Genomic DNA, 22,121 nt, shown 5'->3' on the forward strand with positions numbered 1-22,121 from the left:
CTCCTGCTACGGCTTCGACGGCGACGGGCGGATGCTGCTGACTCGCCGTGCGCTCGCGAAGCGCACGTGGCCCGGGGTGTGGACGAACACGTGCTGCGGCCACCCCTCGCCCGGCGAGGACCTGGAGGCGGCCGTCGAGCGGCGGCTGCGGTTCGAGCTCGGGGTCGCGCCCATCTGGGTGCGAGTCGTGCTGCCCGACTTCCGCTACCGCGCGGTCGCACCCGACGGCCTCGTCGAGCACGAGGTCTGCCCGGTGGTCTTCGCCGAGCTGCCGACCGACCTCGACCCCGCGCCGGAGGAGGTCATGGACTGGCGCTGGGTGGACCCCGCCGACTTCCTCCGGGTGGTGGACGCGATGCCGTCGGTGCTCAGTCCGTGGAGCGTGCTGCAGGGCCTCGAGCTGCGGGCGGCCGGGGCGTTCGGGGGTGTGCCGTGACGAGCGTGGGCCCGACGACGTGACGACCGAAAGGGGGGCGCCCTTGCGACCACGATCGGGGAACTTCGAACGCCGATTGTGGAAGAATGGACAGATGACCGACATAAGTCGCACCGGCCAGGACGGGCACATCACCGCTCTCGGATCCTCCGTCGCCAGTGACCTGTTCCAGATCCTGCGCGACGGGCGTCCCCGCACCCGCACCGAGCTCTCGGCCATGACGGGCCTCGCCCGGTCGACGGTGGCACTCCGCATCGACGCCCTGATGAAGCTCGGGCTCGTCGGCCCGGTCGGCGACGCGGTCTCGACCGGTGGGCGACCGTCGTCCCAGTTCGCCATCGCGGCGAGCGGGCGCGTCGTGCTCGGCGTCGATGTCGGCGCCTCCCACGTGCGTATCGCCGTCAGCGATCTCACCGGCCGCATCCAGGCCGAGAGCAGCGAGCCCATCCGCGTCGCCGAGGGTCCCGAGGCGGTGCTCACGTGGGTCTCGGGGGCGGCGCAGGAGCTGCTCGACCGGCTCGGCCGTTCGCCCGCCGACCTGCTCGCCATCGGCATCGGGCTCCCGGGTCCCGTCGAGCACAGCTCCGGCCGGCCGATCAACCCGCCGATCATGCCCGGTTGGGACCGCTTCGACGTGCCGGGCTGGTTCCACGGCACCTTCGACGCCCCCGTGCTCGTCGACAACGACGTGAACATCATGGCGCTGGGCGAGCGCGAGCTCTCCTGGCCGGAGGTCGACCACCTCATCTTCGTCAAGGTGGCGACCGGCATCGGGTCGGGCGTCATCTCGGGTGGCATCCTCCAGCGTGGCGCACAGGGCACCGCTGGTGACATCGGGCACGTGCACGTGGCACGCGGCGCCGACGTGCCCTGCCAGTGCGGCAACCGCGGATGCCTCGAGGCCCTCGCCTCGGGTCCGGCCCTCGCGCGCGACCTGCGCGACACCGGCATGTCGCCCGAGTCCAGCCAAGACGTGGTCGAGCTCGTGAAGGGCGGCAACATCACCGCCATCCAGGCCGTGCGCCAGGCCGGTCGCGACATCGGCGAGGTGCTCACCACCTGCGTCAGCCTGATCAACCCGTCGGTCATCGTCATCGGCGGCTCGCTCGCCCAGGCGGGCGAGCACCTCATCGCGGGGGTCCGCGAGATCGTCTACACGCGGTCGATGCCGCTCGCCACCGAGCACCTGCAGATCACGCAGTCCAAGGCCGGGGCGGATGCCGCGGTGCTCGGCGCCTGCATGCTCGCGATCCACCACGCGCTGTCGCCCTCGAACATCGAGGAGATGGTGGTCGGCGCGCCGACCGCGGCGAAGGTCTGAAGCGCGGCGAGGCCGGTACCACGCGAAGACATACGACGGATGCCCCGGGGCCGCCCCGGGGCATCCGTCGTATGTCGGGCCGTGCTCGGCGTTAGTCGGCCTTGGTGCTGAACGCGGCGTCGAAGGCTGCGTCGGGAGCGTCGAATGCCAGCCGTCGCACGAACTCGATGGCCTCGGGTGCGCCGAGCAGGCGGTCCATGCCGGCATCCTCCCACTCGATGGAGATCGGGCCCTGGTAGCCGATGGTGTTGAGCATGCGGAACGCGTCCTCCCAGGGCACGTCGCCGTGCCCCGTGGAGATGAAGTCCCAGCCGCGGCGCGGGTCGGCCCACGCGAGGTGCGAGCCGAGCCGGCCGTTGCGACCGTTCACCATGCGCTTGCGCGTGTCCTTGCAGTCGACGTGGTAGATCCGGTCGCGGAAGTCCCAGAGGAAGCCGACGGGGTCCAGGTCCTGCCAGACCATGTGGCTCGGGTCCCAGTTCAGGCCGAACGCCGGTCGGTGGTCGATGGCCTCGAGGGTGCGGATCGTCGTCCAGTAGTCATAGGCGATCTCGGAGGGGTGCACCTCGTGGGCGAAGCGCACGCCCACCTCGTCGAACACGTCGAGGATCGGGTTCCAGCGGTCGGCGAAGTCCTGGTAGCCGGCGTCGATCGCCTCCTGGGCGACGGGCGGGAACATCGCGATGTACTTCCAGATCGCCGAGCCGGTGAAGCCCACCACGGTGTCGACGCCGAGGCGCGCGGCGAGGCGCGCGGTGTTCTGCATCTCTTCGGCGGCGCGTCGACGCACGCCCTCGGGATCGCCGTCGCCCCACACGCGTTCCCGAAGGATGCCCTGGTGGCGAGCGTCGATGGGGTCGTCGCACACGGCCTGGCCGGTGAGATGGTTGGAGATCGCCCACACCTTGAGCCCGTGCCGTTCGAGCAGGGCGAGCCGGTCGGCGATGTAGTCGTCGTCGTCCCAGCGCCACGGGTCGAGGTGGTCGCCCCAGCATGCGAGCTCGAGCCCGTCGTAGCCCCATGAGGCGGCGAGGCGTGCGACCTCCTCGAGTGGCAGGTCGGCCCACTGGCCGGTGAACAGGGTGATCGGTCGAGTCACTGGATCCTCCTTGATGCGTTCGTGACGTGGTTGCTCGGGTCGGGTTCAGGCGGTCGGCGTCCAGACGCCGTTCGCCTGGGAGCTCTGCTCGACGGCGCCGAGGACGCGCTGCACCTGGAGCCCGTCGGCGAACGACGGCGTCGGCTGCACGCCCGCGGCGATCGCCTCGACGAAGTCCTTCGCCTGGTGGGCGAACCCGTGCTCGTAGCCGAGCATATGACCGGCGGGCCACCAGGCGTCGAGATACGGATGCTCCGGCTCGGTGACCAGGATCTTCGTGAACCCCTGGCGGTCCGACGGTGCGGTGCGGTCGTAGTACTGCAGCGCGTTCATGTCCTCGAGGTCGAAGGCGACGGCGCCCCGTGATCCCGAGACCTCGATGCGGAGGGCGTTCTTGCGCCCCGTGCTCATGCGGGAGGCGACGAACGAGCCGAGTGCGCCGCCCTCGAAGCGTCCGGTGAACAGGGCGACGTCGTCGACGGTCACGGCGCCGATGCCGGCGCCCGCTGTGCCGGAGAGTCCGCTGCCCTCGGCGAGGAGCGGCCGCTCGGCGACCACGGTGTCGATGGTGCCGGCGACGCCGGTGAGGCGCTGGCCGGTGATGAACTGGGCGAGGTCGATGGCGTGGGCGCCGATGTCACCGAGGGCGCCCGAACCCGCGTGCTCCTTCTGCAGGCGCCACGCGAGGGGCGCGGACTCGTCGACGAGCCAGTCCTGCAGGTACTCGGCGCGCACGCTGCGCACGTCGCCGATGGCGCCGCGCGCGACCAGGTCCCGGGCGAACGTCGCAGCCGGAACCCGGCGGTAGGTGAACCCGACCATGGCGAAGACGCCTCGAGTGGCGGCGCGTTCGGCGGCGGCGGCCATCATCTCGGCCTCGGCCACGGAGTTGGCGAGCGGCTTCTCGCAGAGCACGTGCTTGCCGGCCTGGAGGGCGGCGATGGCGATCTCGGCGTGGGAGTCGCCCGGGGTCACGATGTCGATGACGTCGATGTCATCGCGCGCGATCGCCGCGCGCCAGTCGGTGGAGGTGTCGGCCCATCCCCACTTGTCGGCGGCGGATACGACCGCGCCGCCGTTGCGGCCCACGAGCAGCGCCATGTCGGGCGTCGCCGGCAGGTCGAAGAACCGTGGCGCCACGCGCCACCCCTGCGAATGCGCGGCTCCCATGAATCCGTAGCCGATCATGGCTACCCGCATCGAGGTCATCGTTCTCTCTCTCATCGGCCTCGACGGGCCGGTCCGGGGCGGACGCCCGAGGCGGTCGGCAGGTACGTGTCGACGTTGTCGGCCGTGACGACGGGCGCGTAGAGCACCACGCGGTTGGGCACGTCCTGCTCGACGAGGTCGCCGAGCGCCTTGTTCTGGGCGATGAGTCGCGCGAGCGCGACGCCGTCGGCACCCTGGGTCGACGGGTAGATGACCGTCGCCTCGAGCACGCTGTTGCCGGCCTTGATGGCCTCCATGGCGTTCTTCGAGCCGGCGCCGCCGACCATGAAGAACTCGTCGCGACCCGCGGCGTCGATCGCCGCGAGGACGCCGACACCCTGGTCGTCGTCGTGGTTCCAGATGGCGTCGATCTTCGGCGCGGCGGCCAGCAGCTGCGATGCGGCGGCCTCACCGCCCTGGACCGTGAAGTCCGCGGCGACGCGGTTGCTCACCTCGAGCCCGCAGTCCTCGAGCGCATCGGCGAAGCCCTTCGAGCGGTCCTGCGTGAGCGGGAGCGAGTCGATGCCGGCGATCTCCGCGACGACGGCGTCGGGGTTGTCGCCGAGCTTCTCGCAGATGTAGGTGCCGGCACTGACGCCCATGCCGTAGTTGTCGCCGAGCACCGTGGTGCGGGCGGCGAACGGGCTGGAGAACTCGCGGTCGACGTTGATGACCGGGATCCCGGCCTCCATCGCCTTGATCGCGACCTCGGTCAGCGCGGCGCCGTCGGTCGGCAGCAGCACGATGGCGTCGACGCCGTCGTTGATGAAGGTCTCGACCTGGCTGATCTGCAGGTTGGCGTCGTTCGTGCCCTCGGCGACGACGAGCTCGACGTCGTCGTACTTCTCGGCCTCGGCGATGGCGCCCGAGTTGATGGCGCCGAGCCAGCCGTGGTCGGCTGCGGGGCCGGAGAAGCCGATGGTGACGGTGTCACCGGACTCGCTGTTGTTCGCATTGTTGGTGGGGCCGCTGTTGCCCTCCTCGGCGCCGGCCGTGCAGCCGGTCACGAGACCGGCGACCACGAGGGCGCCGGCTGCGGCGAACATGCGCCGTCGGGTGCGCGCTGTGCGCATGTGTCCTCCAAATGTGAGTGATTCGCAGACGTGCCGGCGAGGATTCTCGACCCTGGCACGGCTGCCCCGGAGGGTAGCTCAGCCGCGTCGTCCGCGCTGACAACGTCAACGTAGCATAAGTGGCGTCTTGCTTGGCAACTTAAGTTTGTTCGTCGTCATAAATCGCCGACGCCCGCCCCGGCAGTCCTCATTCCGGCGGACGCCCGATCGTCGCTGTTTTCCTCGTTGTGAGGCTGGCCGAGAGCCGGGCGCATCTGTTATGTTCATCACATGATCAAAGGTGATAATCCAGCGTCATTACTTTCGATGCGCGGGATCACGAAGGCGTTCGCCGGAGTTCCCGCCCTCCGTGGCGTCGATCTCGACGTGGTCGCCGGCGAGGTGCACTGCGTCCTCGGGCAGAACGGCGCCGGCAAGTCGACGCTGATCAAGGTCCTCGCGGGCGCGCACCAACCCGACGAGGGCGAGATCATCTGGCAGGGGGAGCGGCGCGACATCCCGAACCCGGTCGCCGCCATCGACATGGGCGTCGCCACGATGTACCAGGAGCTCGACGTCGTCGACGGCCTCACCATCGCGGAGAACATCTTCCTGGGCCACGAGCTCGCCACCGGCGGGGTGCTGCACCGTGCGCGCGCGGCGAAGACGACTCGCGACCTGCTCAAGCGGCTCGGCCACGGCGACCTCTCGCCGCATCGCGAGGTCGGCACGCTCTCCGCCGCCCACAAGCAGATCGTGAGCATGGCGCGTGCGCTGTCGCACGACGCGAAGCTCATCATCATGGACGAGCCGAGCGCGGTGCTCGACGCCGAGGAGGTCAAGAACCTCTTCCGGGTCGTGCACGAGCTGACGGCCCAGGGCATCGCGATCATCTACATCTCGCACCGCCTCGAGGAGATCCGGCAGATCGGCGATCGCATCACCGTCATCAAGGACGGCTCGAGCATGGCGACCGGCCTCCAGGTCGCCGACACGCCGACCCCCGAGCTCATCCGCCTCATGACCGGTCGCAACGTCGAGTTCGTCTTCCCGCCGCAGCGCGACCTCCCGGTCGACGCGCCCGTCGTCCTCGACGTCACCGGCCTCGAACTGCGCGGCACCTTCTCCGACGTCACCTTCCAGGTCCGTGCCGGCGAGGTGGTCGGCCTCGCCGGCCTCGTCGGTTCCGGACGCTCGGAGATCCTCGAGACCATCTACGGGGCCCGCCGCCCGACGGACGGCACGGTCTCGGTGAGCGGCGTTCGGCTTCGTGCGGGCTCCGTGAACTCGGCGGTCGGCGCCGGCGTGGGTCTCTCGCCCGAGGAGCGCAAGAGCCAGGGCCTCCTCCTCGAGGAGCCCATCTTCCAGAACGTGACGCTCTCCTCCTTCGCTCGCTTCGCGCGCGGCGGCGTGCTGAACGAGCGCCGCGAACGCGCGGTCACCCGTGAGCAGATCGACGCGCTCGAACTCCGTCCCGCCGACCCCGACCGCATCACCGGCACCCTCTCGGGCGGCAACCAGCAGAAGATCATGCTCGCGCGCTGGCTCGTGCACGGCACGTCGGTGCTCCTGCTCGACGAGCCGACGCGTGGTGTCGACGTCGGCGCCCGCGCCGAGATCTACGCCCTCATCCGTCGGCTCGCCGACGCCGGCACCGCGATCGTCGTGGTGTCCAGCGAGATCGAGGAGGTCCTCGGGCTCTCCGATCGCGTGCTCGTCATCGGCGACGGCCGCGTCCTCCACATCACCCCAGCCACCGAGATCGACGAGCACGGCGTGCTCGACCTCGTCATGAAAGGAACTGCCGCGTGAGCGAGCAAGCCCCCGTAACCGCACCTCCCACGACCGTCGTCGAACCGAGCCAGAAGCCGTCGGGTGGCGTGGCGAGCCGCCTGCTGAGGGGCGCCGCCGGGCGCAACCTCGGCCTCATCATCGCGCTGCTCCTCCTCATCGCCGTGGGCTGGATCACCGCGGGCCAGACGTTCATGAACGTCGAGAACATGTTGACGATCCTCCGCCTCGCCTCGATCATCGGCGTCATCAGCATCGGCATGACCTTCGTCATCACCGCCGGCGGCATCGACCTCTCGGTCGGTTCCGTCATGGGGCTCGCCAGCGTGGTGGCGTCGTTGTCGTGGATCCAGACCGGGGCGACCCAGTCGAGCTGGCTCCTCATGGTCGTCGTCGCCGTTGCGGTGGGCGGTGTCGCCGGGCTCATCAACGGCATCGTGATCGCCTACGGCAAGGTCGTCCCCTTCATGGCGACACTGGCCATGCTCGTCGCCGCACGGGGCCTCGCCGAACTGTTGTCGAACAGGCAGACGCAGATCGTCACCGTCACCGGATTCCTCGAGTTCTTCCGTGGGGGTTTCCTCGGCGTCCCGTGGCTCATCTGGATCTTCGTCATCGCCGCCGTGGTCGGGTGGTTCCTCCTGGGCCGCACCACGTTCGGACGCCGCACGGTGGCCATCGGCGGCAACTTCGAGGCCACCCGTCTGGCGGGCATCCGCGTGAAGCGCCACCTCGTGTCGCTGTACGTGCTTGTCGGACTCAGCGCCGGCATCGCCGCGGTCATGATGCTGGGCCGCACCACGGCCGGCACCTCCACCCACGGCCAGCTCTACGAGCTCGACGCGATCGCCGCGGTCGTCGTCGGTGGCACGTTGCTCGCGGGTGGGCGAGGCACGATCGTCGGCACGGTGCTCGGCGTGCTGATCTTCACGACGCTCACGAACGTGTTCACGCAGAACAACCTCTCGACCTCGGTGCAGGCGGTCGTGAAGGGCGTCATCATCATCGTGGCCGTGCTCCTGCAGCAGCGCTTCGCGTCCCGTCCGGGTCGTTCGAGCTAGCCGCACCGACCCGCCCGCACGACGGCGCCCCGACGATCTCGCATCGTCGGGGCGCCGTCGCGTGCGCCGGACGGGCCCGGACCACGCCCCCAATCCACGGGCCATTCGCGCCTCGCGCACAGGAGCCGTCGGGGGCCCGGTGTTAGCCTGAGGCGTCTACCTTTCCGGAAGAGGGGTGGCGCTGCGTTCCGGGTCGCGCGTTACGGGTGCGACCCGGAACGCGCCGTTTTCAGCCGGGTCTCACCGGCCGGATGCCGCCCCGCGACGTGCTCCTCCTAGGGCTCGATTCCCGCCTCGCACCCTCAGGCATGATGGAGCTCGGCTGGGTCGGTCCCGGGGCCGCTGCGTGGGCTCGGCCGCATCGGCTCGGCTGCGTCGGGTCCTCGAGACATGCGGAAAGCCCCGGTCCGCCGTGTCGGCGAACCGGGGCTTCCGGATCGTGGCGCCCTACGGGAGCCGCTGCTGGATGTCGGCGATCACCGCCTCGGCCCCACGGATCACGAGGGCCGCCGCGTCGGCGTCGGTGCGGATCCGCGTCGGAGCCTTGTCGACGATGAACTGCAGCTTGCTGATCGCCGTCGTCGTGTCCCCGGCGGCCAGCGCCGCGTCGGCCTCCGCCAGCGTGTCGCCGAAGGACGCCTTCACGCCCTGCGTGATGCGCTTGTCGGCCTTGAGTGCCGCGAGCAGGTCACGGATGTCTTCCGTCGACGTCGTGAACGCCAGCTGGTCGAGCTCCACTCCACCGGTGCTGGTCACGTAGACCCGATCCGTGCCCTCGGGCACGCTCACGAGCGGCGACGAGACCTCCTGCCAGGCGCCGCTCGTGTTCGCGACGTCGATGGTCAGGAACGGCTCGGCGTCGGCCGCACCCCAGCGCAGCGACAGCGTGCCCGTGCCGATGGCGCGAGCCTCGACGCCGGTGATGCCGATGAGGTTCACCGGGTCGTAGGCCAGCCAGTCGCCCGCGTCGAACGAGATGACCTTGCGCACGCCGTGCGCCGTCGTGTCGTCGACGATCTGCGTGCCGCCGCTGGTGGCGTCGGCGTGCTCCGCCTGCAGCTCGCGCGGGTTGAGCAGCGTCACCGCGTCGCCCAGCAGGGCCGGGGCGGTCGCAGTGCCGGCGTCGGTGTACGACGCGCCGATCACACCGTAGATGTTCTCGGTCTCGCCGTGCCCCGCCTCGGACTGCGTCTCGATGGTGGCGGTGCATCCGGTGCCCGTGAACAGCGGGTGGGCGTGGGTGTTGTCGTGGCCGAGGCCGTAGCTCCACAGCACCCGGCTGCAGTCGATCGTCTCCTCGGGGTCGGTGACCTTCACCTCGAAGGCGACCTGGTCCCCCCAGTCGGTGAACGAGCCGTTCTCGGGGGTGACGATCTCCACGATCGGAGCCGTGTTGCCGACGGTGATCACGACCGAGGTCAGGCTCACGCGTCCGCCGCTGTCGGTCACCCGCACGCGAGCCGTGTACTGACCGTCTTCGGTGTAGGTGTGGCTGATCTCGGCGGGTCCCTCGGTGAACGTGCCCGTGCCCTCGAGGTCCCACGCGAAGCTGAGCGCGAGGTCGTCGGGGTGGGTGCTGCCGGCCGCTGAGAAGTCGACCTCGAGCGGGCCGTGGCCCGACGTGACCGACGCGGTGAGGTCGGCGCGGGGACCCTTCGTGCCCACGGTGTAGTCGACGCGGTAGAGGCCGGCATCGGGGTTCGGCCGGAAGAAGCCGTCCCCGTAGTCGAGGACGTAGAGCGAGCCGTCGGGGCCGAACTCGAGGTCCATCACGTTGTCCCACACGGGCATGCCCGCCGCGGTGAGGGCGGAGTTCGGCAGGAACTCCTGGATCTTCGTCACCTCGCCGTCGGGGTCCTCCTGGTCGAACACGAAGATCCGGTCGCGCGAGAACTCGGCCATGATCGGCTTGCCGCTCCAGTAGGAGGGGAACTTCGTCGCCGAGGTGTTCTCCTCGTCGTAGCGGTAGGTCGGGCCGCCCATGGGCGCCTGACCGCCGCTGCCGAACTCGGTCCATGGCTGGTGGGTGGGCTGGTCGCCGTACCAGATCTGCGGTGCGGTGGCCGACGGCAGCTGCTGGAGGCCCGTGTTGTAGGGCGACGGGTTCACGAGCGTTCCGGCGCAGTCGTACCAGCTGCGCACCGTGAGCGTCTCGTAGTCCCAGTTGCTGTAGTTCGCGTTCGGACCGTGGCAGTACGGCCAGCCGCCGTTCAGCGGCACCGTCGTGGACTGCCACTCGACATAGCCCATCGGGCCGCGCTGGTCGTTGGCGGTTCCCGCGTCGGGGCCGTAGTCGCCCCACGTCAGCGCTGACGTCACCGGGTCGTAGTCGATCCGGAACGGGTTGCGAACGCCCATCACGAAGATCTCGGGACGTGCGCCGGCCGTGCCCGGTGCGAACAGGTTGCCCGCCGGGATGGCGTACGAGCCGTCGTCCTGCACGTCGATGCGGAGGATCTTGCCGCGCAGGTCGTTCGAGTTGCCGGCGCCGCGACGGGAGTCGAAGCCGGGGTTGAACCCGGCGCGGTCGTTCATCGGGGCGTAGCCGTTCGCGCCGGGTGCGCTCGCCGGGGTGTTGTCGCCCGTGGCGAGGAGCACGTTGCCGTCCTTGTCGAACGCGACGTCACCGGCCACGTGACAGCACTGGCCGCGCTGCACCTCGACCTTGATGATGGCCTGCTCGGTCGACAGGTCGAGCGAGCTCGTCTCGAAGTTCCACTTGAACCGGCTGAGCTGGTTGTAGCCCTTCCACTGGTCCCAGTAGCTCGCGTCGGCGCCGGCCGGGAGGCTGTTCGGCGCTGAACCGGTCGGCGTGGTCGTGGGGTACGGCGCCGTCATGACGCGGGGCGCGTAATAGAGGTAGACCCAGCCGTTCTCCTCGAAGTCGGGGTCGAGGGTGATCGTCTGGAGGCCGTCCTCCGAGTTGTTGTAGACGTCGATCGTGTTGACCACCGTCGTCGTGCCCTGGGCGGGATCGGTGAGGCGCACCTGACCGCCGCGGGTGGTGTGGAGCACGCGGGAGTCGGGCAGCACGGCCATGTCGATCGGCTCGCCGACGTCCTTCGTCAGCGTGACCTTCTCGTAGTTGGCCCAGGTGGTGGCGGCGACCTCGTCGCCGTGATCCTCGCCATCGTGGGCAGAGGCGGCTCCGGCGCTCAGGCTGAGCGAGGTCACCGCCAGCAGCCCGCTGAGCACGAGCGCGCCCAGGCGGATTCTGGATTTGGACATGGATGTCTCCTTGGAAGAGGGGTGCATGGATATGGGAATGCCCCGGGCCGGGTTACGGCCTGGCCCGGGGCAGTGGTCGACTAACCGCGCAGGGCGGCCATGCCGTCGTAGGCGACCTGTGCGAACTGCAGCGACTGGCCGGGGTTGGCGTTGCCGCCGGGCGCCGTGTCCTGCTCCCACATCGAGTTGTGGTAGCCCTTGGCGCCGATGCGCTGGAAGAACGTCGTGTAGTCGATGTCTCCCTGTCCGAACGGCACCATGTCGTAGCCGTTCGGCGTCGCGGTGTTGATCTTGCCGTCCTTGGTGTGGAACAGCGGGAACCGGGTGGTCTGCGCCGACACGACCCCGGCGGGGTCGAAGATGCTCTCGACGACGGTGCCGTCGGGCGCAGTGAAGCTGCGGTGCTTGTACTGCGCGACGTGGGCCCAGAAGATGTCCATCTCGAGGTACACGTAGCTCGGATCGGTGTTCGCGAGGAAGTGCTCCAGGCGACGGATGCCGCTCGAGCGCGTCGGGCGACCGAGCGCGTCGAGCGGGCCGCTGTCGAGGAGGAAGCTGTACGCGATGTCGTGGTTGTGCGTGTACAGCTTCAGCCCGTGCGACGCCGCGCGCTCGCCGAAGAAGTTCCACCGCTCGGCGGCGAGTTCCCAGTCGGCGACGTAGGCGCTGCCGGTCGGGTCGTTGCCCGTGCCGATGTGCCCGAAGCCGAGGATGTTCGCGACCTCGCACTGCGCGTCGAACTGCGCGATGGTGGCATCGCTGATCGTCGACGGGATCGAGCCGTGGTTGCCCTCGGCCTCGAGTCCGTTGTCGTCGAGCCAGGTGCGCAGCAGCTGGGCGCCGGCGACGTTGTTGACGTTGCCGCCCTCGGCGTTGGCGTGCTGGCCGTAGCCGGCGAACTCGATCTGCTTGTACCCGATCCGGGACAGCTCCTGGAAGACCTCCTTGAACCCCGACGCGAGGTCGGTCGTGTTCGGGTCGCGCGAGATGGCATCGCGGACGGTGTAGAGGATGATGCCGCGCTTGCCGGGAGGCAGCAGCACGCCGTTGCCCCCGGCCTTCACCGCACCAGCGGCTGCGGCTGCGGCGGCGCCGCGGGTGGCTGCGTGGGCGGGGCCACCGCCGAACGCGGCGGCGCCGAGCGCGGCAGCTGCGGCCATGCCCGTCGTCGCTGCGAGCAGCTGCCGCCGCGAGAGGCCGAGCTTGCGGCCGAGCTCGGGGTTGTCGTCGCGATCGATCAGATCGTCCATGATGCTCCTTTGCATGAAGAGGGGTGTGTCGAGACCTGACCCGACGCCACGTCGCGTCGCACCGGGACCGAGTCTCGGAACGGGCGCGCGAGGCCCTGATTCACACCGGTCTTCGCGCACCCAGCCCGCGTGGAGGCCGGGCCCCCCTGCGCGCTTCTCTCGAACGCTATTGCACAAATTGCAAATTGGTCAAGCGAAAGCCGTGAGCGCGACATTAATCTTTAGTCAGTTGTCCGTCATAAGTCTGAATCGTTGAAAAAGGCCTGATCAGGGCAGGCGGATCACTTGGCCACGGTCTCGTCCGCGGCACTCGCGACGGGCGTGTCGGAGGATGGGGCGCTTCCGTCGTCGCGGATCTCGGTCTTCAGGATGCGCATCGACTGACCCAGTGACCGCGCCAGTTGGGGAATCTTGGGGGCGCCGAAGAGCAGCAGGATGATGGCGATGACGATGACGGCGTGCCAGCCGTTGAGGTTCGCGAACATGTTTCCTCCATGAGTGCAGGCTGGACGCCTTCGGCGCCCTTGACCTCGCCAGACTAATCACAACGCATGTCAGAAGTCGACCGTCGAGACCTGAGCTTCGGTCGACTCGCGTGAATTAGTGCCTATTTCGCGAGCGTGCGCGCGAGTGCCAGTGCCTCCTTCGGCGACACCTCGGGCAGGTACGCCCTGCCGATGGCGACGCCGATCGCGGGCAGCGCGAGCGGGTCGGGATACGCCATCGAGATGGTCTCGTAGTCGGGGTTGAACTTCGCCTTGAAGCGGAACAGCGATGAGAAGCCGTAGGCCGGCTCGAGCGTGCGGGCGAGGAACTCGAGGAGCCGGGACATCCCCGTCGGTTCGGGTGCCGTCTCAGCCGGCGCCAACGGCTTCGATGCGAGCGGGGCGCCCGACAGGCTCAGCACCTCCGCACCGGTGTCCTTCATGTGCAGCGCCGCCGACGCGATCAGGAACTCCATGATCCCGTTCATGCTGTCGTCTGACCGGCGCATGAAGTCGATGGTCCACCCGACGACCTCGCCGTCGCGGTGCACCGGCAGCCAGCTGGTGACGGCCTGCACGCGTCCGTCGGGAGCGATCGCCAGCATCAGGCGCACGTCGGGATCCTTCAGCTCGGCCATCCCGCCGAGGGTGAAGCCCATCTCGGCCAGCTCCTTCTCCGACACCCACTCCTCGGAGATCGCGTTCACCTGCGCGATCGTGGCGAGCGGGAGCGCGTCCCACGTGGTCCAGACCGTGGTCATGCCCTCCTTGATGCCGCGGTTCAGGGCCTGCCGCACCTTCTGCCACGGCTTGCCCGTCAGTTCGAGCCCGGTGGTGCGCACGAGGGTCTCCTCGCCCACCGACATGTGCTGCCAGCCCAGCTCCTCGAACACGGGCAGCACCCGAGGATGCACGCTGTAGAAGACGGGTACCCAGCTGTTCGCGTCGCAGAACGCGGCGAACTCGCGGACCACCCGCCCCGCGGCATCCGCTGCGCAGATGGGGTCGGAGGTGGTGATCGCGACGCCGTTGATCACGCGATAGGCCACCACCGACTGCCGGTCGTCGCCGAACCAGTAGAGGTTGCCGGGCCACGTCGCCATGAAGCCGAGTGTTCCGCCGCCGTGCCGGCGGATGAGCGCCCGCGCGCGGAGACGGTCGGCGAAGCCCATCTCGGCGTCGGTCTGGCGCATCAGGATCACCGCGGCCACGAGGAACACGGCCCAGAAGACGGGGCCGACCGCCTGGTACAGCACGCTCGTGAGGTCGTGCCCCGGCAGCACGATGGGGTCGACCACGGCGAGGAAATGGGGCGGCACGAAGCGCTTCACCGTGTCGATGAGCAGGTCTGCCGGTGACGCCGCCGGCCAGTACTCGTCGATGGTGATCAGCCCGACCACGTAGTAGACGACGGCGAGCGACAGGAACGTCGCGCCGACCGTCACCACGAACCGGGCGACGGCCGCCCGTGGCGCGCGGATCCGGAAGTGCCGCCGGGTCACGACGAGCATCACGATGATGCCCACCGGCAGGGCGAGCACCGCGAGGGCCCAGACGAYGAGCTCGCCGAGGTCGAACACCGTCCAGGTCCCGTCCTCGACGTCGGCCGTCGTGACCGTGACATCGAGCGCCGTGCGCGCGAAGACGATGATCGCCCCGTTCACCGCGATGGCCAGCCACCACGCGAAGCGCCGGCCGTTGTGCAGCCCCCAGGCGGCCAGGAGGAGGAGCAGCACGGGCACGAACGACAGCACGAACATGCCGGGGCCCTGCGCGCTGAGGATCGCGAGCTGCCGCACGCACGCATCCGCCGCCTCCGCCGTCGTCACGGTGCACTGCGAGATCACGGCGTCCAGGTCGACGGCGCCGTCGTCGAAGAGGTAGGAGCCGAACGCGAACGGGGTCAGGTCGCTGCGGTTCACGAACGCGACGATGGGGCCGATGGCCGTCACCGCCACCACGGCCGCCACGAGCGTCCGGGTCTCGGCGTGCGAGCTGCGCCGTGCCCGCAGGGTCGACGGGTCGCCGGTGAGCAGTGCGCCGAGGAACAGCCCGGCGACGGCCGCGATCAGCCGGTACGCGTTCGACGAGTCCCCGTCGTAGAGCACGAACACGAGGATCGCCGAGAACGTCACGATGCGGATGCGCCGGCGCCACAGCACCCCCATGAACGCGGTGGCCGTGATGAGTGCGCCGACGATGCCCGCCAGCGGATCGAGGGTCAGGTCGACGGCAGTACCCGCCGCCCACCACTCCCCGGCGAGGGAGCCGAGCCACTGCAGGCAGACGCCGAGCCCGACGCCGATGACGCCCGTCACGACGAAGGCGACGACCGCGCGCCAGGTGCCCATCCTGCGCTCCGCCACCCCGAGCAGCACGATCGACGCGATCACGCCGAAGACCAGCTGGAACGGGTCGAACGGGATGACCAGCGCGGTCGCGACCGTCCACCACCGCCCGCCGTCGATCGTCGTGATCACGCCCGCCGCCCACGCCTGCGCCGTGGCATCCGTCGCGGGTCCCATGGCCGTGCCCGTCACGATCGCCGTGACGACCAGCAGCACCGCGAGCGCGATGCTGAACGGCACGCGACGGATGAACGCGGCGATCGCCTCGCCCGTGGAGCGCAGGCGTCCGGCCGGCTCGACATCCGTCGAGTCGTCGTCGGTCTGGGTCACGGCACCGCCAATCCGAGTCGTGGGTACAGCACCTCGAAGCCCGAGTCGAGCCCGCCGAGGAGCCCGCTGACGCCGTGGTCGGCGCCGGGGATGTTGACGAAGGTCGTCGCCATGCCTGCCGCCGTCGCGGCATCCGCCAATCGCTGCGCGCCGGGAGCGAAGGTGCCGTCGTTCGCGCCGACCGTGAAGACGGCGGTCGTGTCGGGGTACGGCGCCTTCGAGGCCATGATGTTCGCGGGCTTCACCGCGTCGTACGCGGCCTGGTCGCCGCGGAAGATCGAGGTGAGCACCTCGTCGGGGCGCTCGGCGCCCGCGTACTCCACCGGCGAGACCGCGAGCACGTTGCCGAAGGCCTCGGGGTACTTCGCGCCGAAGTACGCCGCGCACCCGCCGCCGTTGGAGTAGCCGGCGACCGTCGTGTACTTCGCGCCCTGCAGCACGTCGAGGTGCTGCCTCGCCCACGGCAGCACGTCCTGCATGACGTACGTCTCCACCTTGCCGAGGTCGGTGTCGAGGCAGAGCGGGTCCTCCGCCGGATCGCCGAGCTGGTCGACGACGAGCGCGATCGGCGCCAGCCCGTTGTTCTTCGCCGCGTACTCGTCGAGCACCTGGCCGATGAAGGTCGCGTCGGGATCGCCCGGCTGTCCCATCATCATGATCACGAGCGGCAGGCCCGGGGCGTCGTCGACGAGCGCGGCGGGCGGGAGGTACAGCTGCGCCGGGCGGGCGTCGAAGCCCGAGTTCGTGTTCGGGATGCCGCCGGCGGGGGTGCCGATCCGTCCGGCCTCCGGCATGTCAGCCGGCGGAACCCAGGTGCTCGCGATCGGCTCCGCGGGGTCGGGGCTCGGGGTCGCCTCAGGATCGTCGAGGTCGATCACGCCCGCGGTCGAGACGCCCATCAGCGAGCCGAGCGTGCGGTTCAGGCCGTACGACGCGTTGATGCCGAGCAGCGCCGTGATCGCGAACACCGGGATGGCGAGCAGCGCGACGAGCTTGCGCCACCACCGCGAGTACCAGAGGTTCCAGATCGCGAGGGTGCAGGCGGCGAACGCGCCCGAGACCCACCACCACGTCGCCTCGTTCACCGGGCCGCCGACCACGTCGAGCACGTTCACCGCGGTCCACAGCGCCCCAGCGCCGACGATCGCTCCCACGATGAGCAGCACGATCACCGTCAGCACCCACGACCAGCCGGGTCCGCGGCCGAGGAGGTAGAGGAACATCGCCGCGGCCAGCACGTACCACGTGATGAGGAACGGCCCCTCGATCACGTTGATGCGGAGCACGAGATCCCACATCCACGCCCCCTCCGCCGGCGGTCGGTTGCGCCACAGCGTAGCCCCGGCACGGCGGCCCACGCGGGTGCCCCGCTGCATCCGGTCGACGCGGATGCCGCAGGGCCGCGCCCGTAGGATGGAGGCACCGTTCTCGTTCCCGGGCGCTCGCCCGAATCACCGACCATTGGAGCCACCGTGGCCGCACCCAGCCGTCTCGAATCCGTCATCGCCCTCGCCCAGCACCGGGGCTTCGTCTTCCAAGCCGGCGAGATCTACGGCGGTTCGCGATCCGCATGGGACTACGGGCCCCTCGGCGTCGAGCTGAAGGAGAACATCAAGCGCCAGTGGTGGCGCTACATGGTCACGCGCCGCGACGATGTCGTCGGCCTCGACTCGAGCGTCATCCTGCCCAAGCAGGTGTGGGTGGCATCCGGTCACGTCGGCGTGTTCACCGACCCCCTCGTCGAGTGCCTGCACTGCCACAAGCGGTTCCGCGAAGACCACCTGCTCGAGGCGTTCGAGGAGAAGAAGGGCCGCGTGCCCGAGAACGGCATGGGCGACATCGTCTGCCCGAACTGCGGCACCCGCGGCCAGTGGACCCCGCCCCGCGACTTCAACATGATGCTGCAGACCTACCTCGGCCCCGTGCAGGACGAGTCCGGCCTGCACTACCTGCGCCCCGAGACCGCGCAGGGCATCTTCACGAACTTCGCCAACGTGCTGCAGGCCGCGCGCATGAAGCCCCCGTTCGGCATCGGCCAGATCGGCAAGTCGTTCCGCAACGAGATCACGCCCGGCAACTTCATCTTCCGCACGCGCGAGTTCGAGCAGATGGAGTTGGAGTACTTCGTCGAGCCCGGCACCGACGACGAGTGGTTCCGGTACTGGGTCGACTACCGGTGGAACTGGTACATCGACCTCGGCGTCGACCCCGAGAACCTCCGGCTCTTCGAGCACCCCAAGGAGAAGCTCTCGCACTACTCGAAGCGCACGATCGACATCGAGTACCGCTTCGGCTTCACCGGTGGCGAGTGGGGCGAGCTCGAGGGCGTCGCGAACCGCACGGACTTCGACCTGTCGACGCACTCGGAGCACTCCGGCAAGGACCTGTCGTACTTCGACCAGTCGAAGAACGAGCGCTGGACCCCCTATGTGATCGAGCCCGCGGCAGGCCTCACCCGCTCGCTCATGGCGTTCCTCGTCGACGCGTACCACGTCGAGGAGGTGCCGAACGCGAAGGGCGGCACCGACTCCCGCACCGTGCTCAAGCTCGACCCGCGCCTCGCTCCCGTCAAGGCGGCGGTGCTCCCGCTCAGCCGCAACGAGCGCCTCTCGCCCCTCGCCCGCGAGGTCGCCGCGTCGCTGCGCCAGCACTGGAACGTCGACTTCGACGACGCCGGCGCGATCGGCCGCCGCTACCGCCGCCAGGACGAGATCGGCACGCCCTACTGCGTGACGGTCGACTTCGACTCGCTCGACGACAACGCCGTGACCGTGCGCGACCGCGACACCATGGGCCAGGAGCGCGTGCCGATCGCCGAGCTCGAGGGCTACCTCGCGTCGCGCCTGATCGGGGCGTAACCGCGGGCGCGGCGTAGCGGTCGCGCGCTTGGCGCTCCGCGCTGGCGCGCCGCCGCGCGCGGGAATCCCGTTCGCGCGTCCGAATCCCGCACGCCGAGGTCTCCTGTGCGCGAGCGGGATTCCGCTCCGGGTTGAGCGGCCAGGGCGGTGCGGCGACGCGCTGCGGCATCCGCTCGGGCGCTGCTCAGGCGAACGCGCGCGATTCAGGATGGAACCCGCGATCGGTGCCTGAATCGCGGCCGAACGCCTGAATCCGGCGGGCCAGTGCGTGGGTGGCCGCGTGCGGCGCACGGCAGCGTCGATCGGCGCGCGGACCRGCGTCAGCCTGCGCGGCGGGCCGCCCACTCGCGGCGGAGGACGCCGTAGATCGCGGTGTCCTGCCACTCGCCGTCGTTGTACTCCTCCTCGAGGATCGTCGCCTCGCGGCGCATCCCGAGGCGTTCGCAGAGGGCAGCGGATGCCGCGTTCCGCGCGTCGAGGAACGCCTGCACCCGGTGCGGGCGCAGCGTCTCGAACACGAAGTCGCGCACGGCCGCGGCCGCCTCGAGCGCATAGCCCCGGCCCTGGAAGTCGGGGTGCAGCACCCATCCGAGCTCGAGCTGGGCGTGCGTCGCGTTCGAGACGCGCACCATGAAGTCGCCGATCACCCGGTCGCGCGCCGGGTCGTCGATCGAGGGCGTGCCGGGCAGGGTCGCCGCGAAGACGACGAAGTCGCCATCGGCTGCGAGCATGCGCCCGGCGGCGCGCTTCGCCGTGTGCTCTGCGGCCTCGGTGCGGTCGCGCTCGGGCCAGGGCAGGTAGCGGATCACCTCGGGCAGGCGCTGGTACTCGAAGACGTCGGGGGCGTCGGATGCCTCGAGCGGTCGCAGGACGAGTCGCTCAGTGCGGAGCGGGGCGTCGGTGAGCGGGCGCGCGTCGTACGGGAACCGGAGTGCGGGCGGCCCGTCCTCCGCCGCGGTCGCAGCGCGCCCGGTCGCCGCGGAGTCGGTCACGAGGCGTCGGCCGCCGAGGCGCGGCGGGTGGCATACGTGCCCGAAGCCGCGCTCGCGGCATCCGTCGCCTGTGCGTCGCGCACCGACTGGGCGGCCGCGTCGGGGCGCACGCCGAACAGGGCCTCGAGCCCGTCGATCCATGCGGCCTGCTCGCCGGCACGGGCGAGCTCGCGGGACCGCACCATCGGCGTGTGCAACAGCACGCCGGCCATGTGGCGAAGCGCCCGCTCGGTCTGGCCGTCGTCGTCGCCACGGGACCGGGCGCGCTCGATCTCGCCGTCGAGGATGTCGTAGACATGCGTGCGCAGGGCGACGACGGCGGGTGCGAGGTCGCGCTCTTCGGCGGTGGCTCCGAAGGCGCGCGCATCGCGGATGACGATCTCGCGTGCGGCATCGGTGGCACCGAGCTCTTCGAGCGGGGCGTGGATCTTGATGGTCTCGAGGTCGAGCAGCTCGACGCCGGGCACGTCGACCACGTCGGGTGCGACGTTGCGGGGCAGGCCCAGGTCGATGACGAGCTGTCGCGCGTCGGCCGCCTCGGGCGCCGGCGTCCCCGACAGGGTGACGACGGATGCCGCGAGCGACTCGCGCCCGACCGACAGCAGCGCGCGGTCGACGACGTGGTGCTCGGCGGTGGTGCAGGTGACGATGATGTCGACGTCGGCGGCGACGGCCGCGTACTCGCCCTGGGGCACGGAGGCGATGCCGTGGTTGTGGGCGAACTTCGTGCCGCGGCCCGAGGGGGAGTAGACCCGCACGTCGGTGACGCCGCGGTCGCGCAGGGCGGCGAGCGACGCGCCGGCGAAACGGCCCGTGCCGACGAGCAGCACGCGGGTCTGCACCCAGTCGGTGATGCGGCTCTCGGCGAGGTCCAGGGCGAGGCGCACGAGCGAGCGGCCCTCGCCGCCGATCCCGGTCTCGTTCTTGACCCGCCGCGACGTCTGCGAGGCGCGCTGGAAGAGACGCTCGAGCTCGGGGGTGGTCGTGCCGTCGGCGCGCGCCTGCTCGAGCGAGCGCCGCACCTGGCCGGCGATCTCGCCCTCGCCGACGACGACCGACTCGAGACCGGATGCCACGGAGAACAGGTGCCCGGCCACGGCATTGCCGTGCACGAAGCCGAAGGTGCTGCGCAGCTCGTCGGGCTCGAGGCCGGCGACGGAGCCCACCGCGCGGATCGCCTCGTGCACTGCGGTCACCGGAGAGGAGCCCTCGGGCGTCTCGAGGTCGAGGTAGGCCTCGAACCGGTTGCAGGTGGCCACGACGACCGCGCCGTGCACGGCGTCATGCCCGTCGAGGATGCGGGGCGCCGCCTGCTCCGCGTTCGCCGAAAGACGCTCGAGCATGTCGAACCCGGCGTTCTTGTGACTCGCGGTGAGGCAGATGAGCACCAGAAGATTCTACCCGCCGTCGAATGGAGGTCCGGCCACCTCGGGAATGATGGGCTCCGAGACCTCAGCGGCGACGGGCCGCGGCGGCCATCTCGCGCGTGATGATGGGGATCGGCGCGGTGAGCGGCGGCAGCTCGAGGCCCTCGGCGGCGAGCGCGTCGCGGTGCTTCGCCTTCCAGCTGCGCACGACCGCGAAGAACGGGGCATCCGCCATCGCGAAGCGCACGGGCCGGCCTGACGAGAGGATGATCGGCAGTTCGACGCTCGCACCCCCGCGCCGCACGCGCAGCACGATCAGGGGCACGACCGATCCGCCGACGACGGTCGAGTCGGCGCGGATGTTCCGCACCTCGCGCCAGGGGAAGTGCGCCGCACGGCGAGGCCGGCGGCCGCCGGTCCAGAACGCGATGCCGAGCTCGTCGACCACGATGGAGTAGCGCGGCCCGAGCCGCACGCGCGCGACGCCCTCGGCGGCGAGCTCGTCGAGGCGCTGCGCGAGCAGTCGGCTCCGGATGCCGCAGCAGAGCTCTCCCCGCACGGTCGCCGTCAGTGCGGCACGCCGCGCCCGGGTGCGCGCGGCACGGCTGAGCTGTGCGATGCCCCAGACGGCGGCGACGAGCACGCCGAGGGTCGCGAACCCGACCGCCATGGCGGTGGTGGGCATCGCCGGCAGGCGCGGCATGAGCCGTTCGAGCGCGGGGGAGCCCGCGAGGAGGCCGGCGACCACGAGCGTCGCGGCCAGGGCGACGAGCACGGTGAGCTTGGTGCGGTGCTCTGCGGTGGGGTTCATCGGGCGGCTCCGGCGCAGGCGCACATGCGGCAGCAGTGCGTCATCGGGGCAGGCCGAACGGCAGGTGGGATGGGCGAAACGATCGGGGACACGTCGTCTTCTTCTTCTCCGTGGGGGCGGAGGCGCGCCACCATCGGCGCGTCGTCGTGGGGGGACACGACGGGTCCGACCTTAGCGTGCGCGCGCTCTCACGCACCAGAGGACTGGGACATCCGACCCAGATCAGCCGCCGGAGTCAGCCCCGCATCGACCGGTACCCGGGGTGCACGTCGGGCTCGAGGCCGTGCTCGTCGGCGACCTTCGCGAGGAGCCCGGCGAGCGTGCGGCGCTCGTCGTCGCTGAGGCCTCGCACGAGTTCGCGTTCGTGGGCCGAGCCGATGCGGCGCATCTCGCCCATGACGGTGCGCCCGCGTTCGGAGAGGTGCAGCTCGGAGACGCGACGGTCGCGGGTGCTGCGGGTGCGCTCCACGAGCTGCTTCGCCT

The 22,121-nt window shown here is 70.3% G+C and carries 17 protein-coding genes; 5 read left to right on the forward strand and 12 right to left on the reverse strand.

Annotated elements, in window-relative coordinates; genetic code table 11:
• Together idi and AC1DY2_RS03800 are read left to right on the forward strand one after the other, a co-directional pair.
• On the forward strand, nucleotides 1-436 hold a 436-nt coding region (idi, locus tag AC1DY2_RS03795; protein ID WP_476761189.1), incomplete at its 5' end, for an isopentenyl-diphosphate Delta-isomerase.
• Between the two features lie 94 nt (nucleotides 437-530).
• The gene (locus AC1DY2_RS03800) at nucleotides 531-1,757 is read left to right on the forward strand and encodes an ROK family transcriptional regulator (RefSeq protein WP_476761190.1); all 1,227 of its coding nucleotides are present in this window, start codon (nucleotides 531-533) and stop codon (nucleotides 1,755-1,757) included.
• Between the two features lie 91 nt (nucleotides 1,758-1,848).
• Here AC1DY2_RS03800 and AC1DY2_RS03805 read toward each other — a convergent pair whose 3' ends face one another.
• Genes AC1DY2_RS03805 through AC1DY2_RS03815 form a run of 3 tightly spaced genes read right to left on the reverse strand, consistent with a single transcriptional unit; the run spans nucleotide 1,849 to nucleotide 5,138 of the window.
• A complete protein-coding gene (locus AC1DY2_RS03805) occupies nucleotides 1,849-2,856 on the reverse strand; it encodes a sugar phosphate isomerase/epimerase family protein (RefSeq protein ID WP_476761191.1) in 1,008 nt (335 codons plus the stop codon).
• A 45-nt stretch (nucleotides 2,857-2,901) separates the two neighbouring features.
• The gene (locus AC1DY2_RS03810) at nucleotides 2,902-4,065 is read right to left on the reverse strand and encodes a Gfo/Idh/MocA family protein (protein ID WP_476761192.1); all 1,164 of its coding nucleotides are present in this window, start codon (nucleotides 4,063-4,065) and stop codon (nucleotides 2,902-2,904) included.
• 11 nt (nucleotides 4,066-4,076) lie between these two features.
• Nucleotides 4,077-5,138, reverse strand: coding sequence for a substrate-binding domain-containing protein (locus tag AC1DY2_RS03815; RefSeq protein WP_476761193.1), 1,062 nt, complete (start codon nucleotides 5,136-5,138; stop codon nucleotides 4,077-4,079).
• A 306-nt stretch (nucleotides 5,139-5,444) separates the two neighbouring features.
• Here AC1DY2_RS03815 and AC1DY2_RS03820 point away from each other — a divergent pair, with 306 nt between their 5' ends.
• Together AC1DY2_RS03820 and AC1DY2_RS03825 are read left to right on the forward strand one after the other, a co-directional pair.
• Nucleotides 5,445-6,929: a sugar ABC transporter ATP-binding protein gene (locus AC1DY2_RS03820; protein ID WP_476761194.1), complete on the forward strand. Its 1,485-nt coding sequence runs from the start codon at nucleotides 5,445-5,447 to the stop codon at nucleotides 6,927-6,929.
• Nucleotides 6,926-7,969, forward strand: coding sequence for an ABC transporter permease (locus tag AC1DY2_RS03825; protein WP_476761195.1), 1,044 nt, complete (start codon nucleotides 6,926-6,928; stop codon nucleotides 7,967-7,969). Before AC1DY2_RS03820 ends, AC1DY2_RS03825 begins: the two co-directional genes overlap by 4 nt.
• A gap of 447 nt (nucleotides 7,970-8,416) precedes the next feature.
• Here the strand turns inward: AC1DY2_RS03825 and AC1DY2_RS03830 are convergent, their stop codons facing one another.
• From AC1DY2_RS03830 to AC1DY2_RS03850, 5 genes are all read right to left on the reverse strand, one after another.
• The gene (locus AC1DY2_RS03830) at nucleotides 8,417-11,197 is read right to left on the reverse strand and encodes a PQQ-dependent sugar dehydrogenase (RefSeq protein WP_476761196.1); all 2,781 of its coding nucleotides are present in this window, start codon (nucleotides 11,195-11,197) and stop codon (nucleotides 8,417-8,419) included.
• An 80-nt stretch (nucleotides 11,198-11,277) separates the two neighbouring features.
• Nucleotides 11,278-12,447 carry a sugar phosphate isomerase/epimerase family protein gene (locus tag AC1DY2_RS03835; RefSeq protein WP_476761197.1) on the reverse strand — a complete coding sequence of 390 codons (1,170 nt, stop codon included), beginning with the start codon at nucleotides 12,445-12,447 and terminating at the stop codon, nucleotides 11,278-11,280.
• 281 nt (nucleotides 12,448-12,728) lie between these two features.
• Nucleotides 12,729-12,932: a twin-arginine translocase TatA/TatE family subunit gene (gene tatA, locus AC1DY2_RS03840; RefSeq protein ID WP_476761198.1), complete on the reverse strand. Its 204-nt coding sequence runs from the start codon at nucleotides 12,930-12,932 to the stop codon at nucleotides 12,729-12,731.
• 122 nt (nucleotides 12,933-13,054) lie between these two features.
• Entirely contained in the window at nucleotides 13,055-15,610 is a 2,556-nt protein-coding gene (locus tag AC1DY2_RS03845) for a phosphatidylglycerol lysyltransferase domain-containing protein (protein ID WP_476761199.1), read from the reverse strand.
• Nucleotides 15,607-16,908 carry an alpha/beta hydrolase gene (locus AC1DY2_RS03850; protein ID WP_476761200.1) on the reverse strand — a complete coding sequence of 434 codons (1,302 nt, stop codon included), beginning with the start codon at nucleotides 16,906-16,908 and terminating at the stop codon, nucleotides 15,607-15,609. The genes AC1DY2_RS03845 and AC1DY2_RS03850 overlap by 4 nt, the downstream gene beginning before the upstream one ends.
• Nucleotides 16,909-17,082: 174 nt before the next feature.
• Between AC1DY2_RS03850 and AC1DY2_RS03855 the strand changes: the two genes are divergently transcribed.
• Nucleotides 17,083-18,468 (forward strand): glycine--tRNA ligase, encoded by a 1,386-nt coding sequence (locus AC1DY2_RS03855; protein WP_476761201.1) that lies wholly within the window; start codon nucleotides 17,083-17,085, stop codon nucleotides 18,466-18,468.
• 320 nt (nucleotides 18,469-18,788) lie between these two features.
• Here the strand turns inward: AC1DY2_RS03855 and AC1DY2_RS03860 are convergent, their stop codons facing one another.
• The 4 genes from AC1DY2_RS03860 to AC1DY2_RS03875 form a co-directional block, all read right to left on the reverse strand.
• On the reverse strand, nucleotides 18,789-19,460 hold the full coding sequence (locus AC1DY2_RS03860) for a GNAT family N-acetyltransferase (RefSeq protein WP_476761202.1): 672 nt from the start codon (nucleotides 19,458-19,460) through the stop codon (nucleotides 18,789-18,791).
• Complete coding sequence (locus AC1DY2_RS03865) at nucleotides 19,457-20,848, reverse strand: glutamyl-tRNA reductase (RefSeq protein ID WP_476761203.1); 1,392 nt, start codon at nucleotides 20,846-20,848, stop codon at nucleotides 19,457-19,459. Before AC1DY2_RS03865 ends, AC1DY2_RS03860 begins: the two co-directional genes overlap by 4 nt.
• Before the next feature lie 64 nt (nucleotides 20,849-20,912).
• On the reverse strand, nucleotides 20,913-21,638 hold the full coding sequence (locus tag AC1DY2_RS03870; protein ID WP_476761204.1) for a hypothetical protein: 726 nt from the start codon (nucleotides 21,636-21,638) through the stop codon (nucleotides 20,913-20,915).
• Between the two features lie 235 nt (nucleotides 21,639-21,873).
• Nucleotides 21,874-22,121: MarR family winged helix-turn-helix transcriptional regulator (locus tag AC1DY2_RS03875; RefSeq protein WP_476761205.1), on the reverse strand; the 248-nt coding region annotated here is incomplete at its 5' end.

It is taken from the genome of Agromyces sp. P1_H4, assembly GCF_056405255.1.

Coding starts and splice junctions, on each gene's coding strand:
- AC1DY2_RS03800 (WP_476761190.1), top strand. CDS start 531: ATGACCGACATAAGTCGCACCGGCCAGGACGGGCACATCACCGCTCTC.
- AC1DY2_RS03820 (WP_476761194.1), top strand. CDS start 5,445: ATGCGCGGGATCACGAAGGCGTTCGCCGGAGTTCCCGCCCTCCGTGGC.
- AC1DY2_RS03835 (WP_476761197.1), bottom strand. CDS start 12,447: ATGGACGATCTGATCGATCGCGACGACAACCCCGAGCTCGGCCGCAAG.
- AC1DY2_RS03850 (WP_476761200.1), bottom strand. CDS start 16,908: ATGTGGGATCTCGTGCTCCGCATCAACGTGATCGAGGGGCCGTTCCTC.
- tatA (WP_476761198.1), bottom strand. CDS start 12,932: ATGTTCGCGAACCTCAACGGCTGGCACGCCGTCATCGTCATCGCCATC.
- AC1DY2_RS03870 (WP_476761204.1), bottom strand. CDS start 21,638: ATGAACCCCACCGCAGAGCACCGCACCAAGCTCACCGTGCTCGTCGCC.
- AC1DY2_RS03810 (WP_476761192.1), bottom strand. CDS start 4,065: ATGACCTCGATGCGGGTAGCCATGATCGGCTACGGATTCATGGGAGCC.
- AC1DY2_RS03815 (WP_476761193.1), bottom strand. CDS start 5,138: ATGCGCACAGCGCGCACCCGACGGCGCATGTTCGCCGCAGCCGGCGCC.
- AC1DY2_RS03830 (WP_476761196.1), bottom strand. CDS start 11,197: ATGTCCAAATCCAGAATCCGCCTGGGCGCGCTCGTGCTCAGCGGGCTG.